6 protein-coding genes are annotated in these 5,088 nt (G+C 66.5%); all 6 read right to left on the reverse strand.

The genetic code is table 11. From position 1 onward, the window contains the following. Positions 1 to 225 precede the first annotated feature (225 nt). Positions 226 to 675, reverse strand: a complete 450-nt coding sequence (locus AB0G13_RS33970; RefSeq protein ID WP_357883585.1) for a hypothetical protein — start codon at positions 673 to 675, stop codon at positions 226 to 228. Positions 676 to 1,101: 426 nt separating this feature from the next. Continuing rightward, positions 1,102 to 1,386 (reverse strand): hypothetical protein, encoded by a 285-nt coding sequence (locus tag AB0G13_RS33975; protein WP_357883588.1) that lies wholly within the window; start codon positions 1,384 to 1,386, stop codon positions 1,102 to 1,104. Beyond that, a complete protein-coding gene (locus AB0G13_RS33980; RefSeq protein ID WP_357883591.1) occupies positions 1,383 to 2,486 on the reverse strand; it encodes a hypothetical protein in 1,104 nt (367 codons plus the stop codon). Before AB0G13_RS33980 ends, AB0G13_RS33975 begins: the two co-directional genes overlap by 4 nt. Next, complete coding sequence (locus AB0G13_RS33985; RefSeq protein WP_357883594.1) at positions 2,486 to 2,815, reverse strand: hypothetical protein; 330 nt, start codon at positions 2,813 to 2,815, stop codon at positions 2,486 to 2,488. Before AB0G13_RS33985 ends, AB0G13_RS33980 begins: the two co-directional genes overlap by 1 nt. A gap of 1,212 nt (positions 2,816 to 4,027) precedes the next feature. Continuing rightward, on the reverse strand, positions 4,028 to 4,432 hold the full coding sequence (locus AB0G13_RS33990) for a type II toxin-antitoxin system VapC family toxin (protein WP_350683805.1): 405 nt from the start codon (positions 4,430 to 4,432) through the stop codon (positions 4,028 to 4,030). After that, positions 4,429 to 4,605 (reverse strand): hypothetical protein, encoded by a 177-nt coding sequence (locus AB0G13_RS33995; protein ID WP_357883597.1) that lies wholly within the window; start codon positions 4,603 to 4,605, stop codon positions 4,429 to 4,431. Before AB0G13_RS33995 ends, AB0G13_RS33990 begins: the two co-directional genes overlap by 4 nt. Positions 4,606 to 5,088: the final 483 nt, after the last annotated feature.

Below are 5,088 nucleotides of genomic sequence, written 5' to 3' on the forward strand. Positions count from 1 at the left end.
GTGTCCGCCGAGGGCGCGGTCCGTGACACGAGAGCCGACACCGACGCAGGCTGTTGCGGCAGCGTCCGTACGTGCGTCAAGGTTCGGTTGACGTGGCGGGCCGGGCGGCGGCCGGCTCCCCACTAGGGAGGGCCGACGGCAGGCAGGATGGCAGGGCTCGCCGTGGTCGAGGTCCCGACGCCTGCGTCCCTGGGCCGTCTGGGCCGGCAACTGAATCCGGCGGCGTCAGTACTTCCAGAGGTCCTCCGTGCGGAAGTACCTGGCGGTGAACTCCTCTTCCATGGAGGCCGTGTCCGTCTCATCCGTCCACCAGCCTGGCCAGACGTCGACACCGGAGGGCGCACTGATGGTCGTCAGGACGGCAGAGCACCGGTGGCAGCGCCGAGGAGCCGAGTCCCGGAACCGCCCGCCGCAGTCGCACCGTCGTAGTCGCGCTTCAAGTGTGTCCATCAGCTTGGAACGGATCCCGTCCCGGGCAGGGAGCGCATCCGCGATGGCGATACACGTGCTGTCGTAGTAACTGACATCCACCCGCATTGGGCAGCCGTCGCAATAGAGGAAGTAGCAGTCCAACAGCGGTGAGTGATCGAGACGGTAGAGGCGTTCGTGGCACTCCGGGCAGGTGATTTCCTCGCCGTTGAGCCAGTTGTCGTCGAGTTCGTCCGGGTGACTCACGGCACGATGATGCCACGATCGCAGGGCACTTCGGCCGGTCGATCTTCCCCAGGTCGTGGCTTGGCCGGACTCAGTTCCGCTTGAACGTCTGACACCCGAGCTGGGTGACCAACTGGGTGACGACCGAGACGGCCAGCGCGGGACGCCCACGGACGATGGTGGATTGTTCCGGCAGTTCGGCCAGCTACCCGCCCAGCTCATCGGCGGCTGATCATTCCTTCACACCGAAGCAGTCAGCCCTGTTGCTGTCGACAGCAACGGTGACAGCAACAGGGCCGAACAGTGAGAGCCGAAGCCAGCCGGCAGCGGATCAACGCCCGACGTCAGAGACGTGTGCGGACGGGACCGGACAGAGCGCCCAGAACTTGTAAGCGAGGCGTCATGTGACGGCGTGACAGATCGTCTGGGCCATCAGGACGCCTGGCTTTAGCTGGAGGTCGGGAGGTCGTTGTAGGCACTGGCTTCGAGTTCGTTTCGCTCGTCTGGGGTTAGTTGGTTGTAGTAGGTCCAGAAGCTGTCGAAGGCCTCGTCCATGGCGGGGGCATAGGCGCTGCTGAGGGCAGCTGTTCGTAGCGTGACCTCGCCGTTGAGGACGGCGTGTGCCAGTTCGCGGAGTTCGCGTTGAGGGCTGTTGGCGAGCTGGTTGAGGCTGTCGTGCAGTGCGCGTAGGCGGCGGGGGTCGTTGCCGGCTATGTCGGCGAGGTCGCTCATCGTGTTGCTCCGGCTGATGCCAGGGGGTGGTCATATCCGCTGTTGCCAGGCAACACGGGCAGTTTGACGGATTCGAGTTCGCCGAGTCGTTTGGTGAGCGCGGCGCGGAACGTGAGGACGGCGGCGTTGGCGTGCTGGTAGAGCTGGGTGGCCTGAGCCCACAGCTTGAGCATGTAGGCGATCTCGGCTGCGGCGACGCCGTAGCCGACGACAGCGCCAGCGCCGGTCCAGGAGGTGGCCGTGCCGGCTGCGGCGGCGATGCCGGCGATGATGGCGGCATCTACGAGTCCTTTGATGACACCGCCGAGGGCTTCACTGATCGACCAGACGGAGTCGGCTACCACCTTGTACTCGCGGCCGATGTCATTGAGAGGTCCGCGTAGCGCGCCGACTGCGTTGGCAAGCTTGGCGAAGTATTCGTAGGCGGCTTCTCCCGCCTGCCCCTGCCACATCTGACGCAGGCTGGCCGCGCCGGTCTGTGTGTTGAGCGCCAGGTCGTACAGCGCGGAGCCGCTGTTGGCCAGGACGGGTTGCATGGTGGCGAGGGCTTCCCAGTTGCCAAACATGCGTTCCTGGAGCCAGGAGATGGGGTCGAAGCCGAAAACGATGTCGAAGCCCTTCATGGCCCACGAGGTGGGGCTGAGATAGTCCATCCAGCCCAGGGCGTTCGGCGGCGTCTCTGGTTCCGGTGGCGGGGTGAGATGGCCGGTGGCGTCGCGCAGGTCGGTGAAGGGCGGCGGGGTGCAGACGATCCCCGCAGCGTCCTGTTCCAGGGCTGTTGGGGGCTGGCATGGGGCCGCTCCGGGTAGGGTGCGATCCAGGTGTGCCGCAGCTGTGAGGTCGGTCTGCCGGTAGTAGGTAGCGGCGGCGTTCAGTTCCGGCCCGGATGCGTCGAGCAGGGTGGTCAGCCGCCGCAGAGTGTCGGTGATGACGGCGGTGGCGTGCCGGTGGCCCTCAGCAGCGATGGCGATCAGTTCTCCGCCGCTGGCGTCCTTGGAATGGGTGCCGATGTAGCTGCTGATCGCGGACGTGTCGTCGCTGGCGCGGTCCAGTTGCCGCGCATAGCTGACCAACGCCGACGGCTCGACGGAGAAGGACATCAGTCGAGCACCGTGGCCACAAGGACGAGCCCGGCCAGCCCGATCACCACGAGCGTGCTCGATACCAGCAGAAGCTGGACGGCGAACTTCCCGCGTTGCCGCGCCGGGTAGTAGGCGACTCCCACAAGCCCAGCGAGGACGAGGACAACCATCGGAATCAGACGCAGACCCTCGGCCACGCCAGCCACCATGGCGAAGACCCCAACGGCGCCGAAGAAGATGGCAACGTTGGCGATAGCGTTTCGAAGGTTGGCGTAGGCGGTCTCCTGGAAGTCGAAGATCGCACCTCGGATGTCACGCTCCGCCTGTTCCCGCTCCTGAGCGGTCATAGCCCTACGCGGCTTCCGCCGACTCTTGTCACTCCCCGCGACCATGCGAGCGACCATAGCAACCGACCGCCGCTGAAGCTGTCCTGAATCGAACTGAGGCGAGCGAAGCGGCCCGCATCCCCCGCCGGGGGTCGGTTCCCGGCCGGCGGGGAGGCCGCGTAGCTGCTGCCGGTGGTCGCCAAGTCAGAAAGCGACGTCATAGACCGAAGGGTCCTGCTGCATAGGACCTACGAGGGCCGGGCACAGATCCGGCACAACCAAGCGCGAGTAACGGCGGAAGACGCCGGAAACCGACAGAAGGCGTTTCAGCAGGTCAGTAGCCGGGCCGGACATCGCATGGGAGGTCCGGAGGCCGGGGCTCTTACTTCCAGCGGAAATGCACGATCCGGGCCTTGAGCTCTGCTAGCGAGGTCCGTGTCGCACTGGGGAGCCAAGCCAGCGAACATCAGCGGACGATCGTGGACTGATTCGCCATGCCGGGCGCGAGCACCAGGCGGTGTACGGACACCCCGCAGCGGACTCGTGAGGCGCAGATCTCGGCAGAGCCTATGCCCGGCGTTGCCGAAACAGTCTCTTTAGGATCAAGGGCCGCGCAAGCGCGGCGGGCTGTACGCGGCTCCCGTGGGTTAGCTGACGTACCAATCGAATAGCTTCCAGCCGGGTGGTGTGACCATGACCAAGAGCATCAGACCGGTAAGGGAGCTGGCTACGGCAAGTCCGACCCACCGTCGTCGATCGGCTCGCAGCCCGGAAGAGGTCAGCTTGGGCAGAGCTGCGGCCAAGCACAGCAGAGCCGGGATGAAGCCCACCCCTACCGCGATCACCGCGGGCCATGCCCACCCAGGTGGTGATTGCTCAGGGAAGTACTCGGCTTCGGTGGTGAGGTAGGCGACTGCCCCGTAGGCGTACATCGCAACGATGAGGAGCTGAGCCGACGCCAGCGTCCATGTCCACCGAGTCAGACCAGCTTGGTTCTTCGTCCCGTTACGCATCGATGCAGGATACGAGGAAGCGCCACTCCGGAACGATCGCGAGGGCGGTTGGCCGCCGTCGAGGTCGGGGCGATCGGCTGCCGCGCCGCTGCGCGGCTTGCCACCGGGTACGGGGACCAGGCCGCGGAATGCCGGCGTCACGCGAAGCCGCCCCCGACCCGAGGGGCCGGGGGCGGAAGTCGTACGACGCCGGTCAGCCGCGCCGAGGTGTTGCCGAAAGCTAGGAGACGTCGAAGAGGCGGAGGCCGTCGTACTCGGCGAAGTCGGCGTAGTCCTTGCCGTTGAAGGTCGCCAGCGGTAGCCGGTCGACCAGGCAGCACGCCGCGATCCAGGAGTCATTCGTCGGCCGTGGCCGCCCACGATGCTGCGCCCGCGCCTGGAGGTGCCCCCAGGTCGTCGCCACCGCCTCGTCAAAGGGCAGCAGCACCACCCCGGACCGCCACTGGGCGAGGTCGGCCAGCTTGCGTGGCCCCCAGCTCCGCAGCGCGGTCCACTTGGTCAGCTCCCCGAGCGTCACGAAGGTGATGCACAGGGTCTTACCGGCCAGACGGGCACGGAGACGGTCATGCAGCCGCCCCCGGAGGATCGCCGACGCTACGTCGGTGTCCAGGACGACGAGGCTCACGCGGCGCCGGCCCGCCGGGAGGCGTACAGGTCGGCGAGGAAGGCATCCAGTTCCTCGTCCGACTCGAACAGGTCCGGCCGGGCCAGGTCGTCGACGGAGGTGACTGGCCGGATGCCCTGACGACGCGCCAGCTCCTCGGCCGGTACGTGCTCAGCGGTTGGCCACTCGGGCATCTGCTCAGCGCTACTCGACGTCACAGCTCACCTCCTGCGTCTCGAATCGTCGTCTATTCTCGCACCTCCGACGTCGAGACGGCGCACGTCGTGAGCGCCTCCGGCCGTTTCCGGCGCGCAGCCGGTTATACGAGAGTCAGCGAATCGTCAGTGAACGCCGTACCGCGTGGTCAGACTCGATCATGCTCGACGGCACGACCGAATGCGTCTGACCACGCGGTACGGCACTTGATCACACTCGCCGCTACGTCAGGTCACTTTCCCCCCGGACGGGGGTCGGAGCTCGGTCTTGACCTAGTCGCCGTGCAGCACGGAAGTACAGCAACCCACGGCACCATCACAGCCCTCGGCCGTCGAGCTGACCAGGCGCGGTACGCTCCGACCGATGGGCTATTGCTGCTGGAAGCGGGTCAGGAACTCCTCCACCAGGTGTGGTTTGGTGTAATCCATTCGGGTCCGGGTGCCCGACGTGAGGCCGCCCGC

This window comes from Micromonospora sp. NPDC023633, from assembly GCF_040640035.1.
Taxonomy (GTDB): Bacteria; Actinomycetota; Actinomycetes; order Mycobacteriales; family Micromonosporaceae; genus Micromonospora.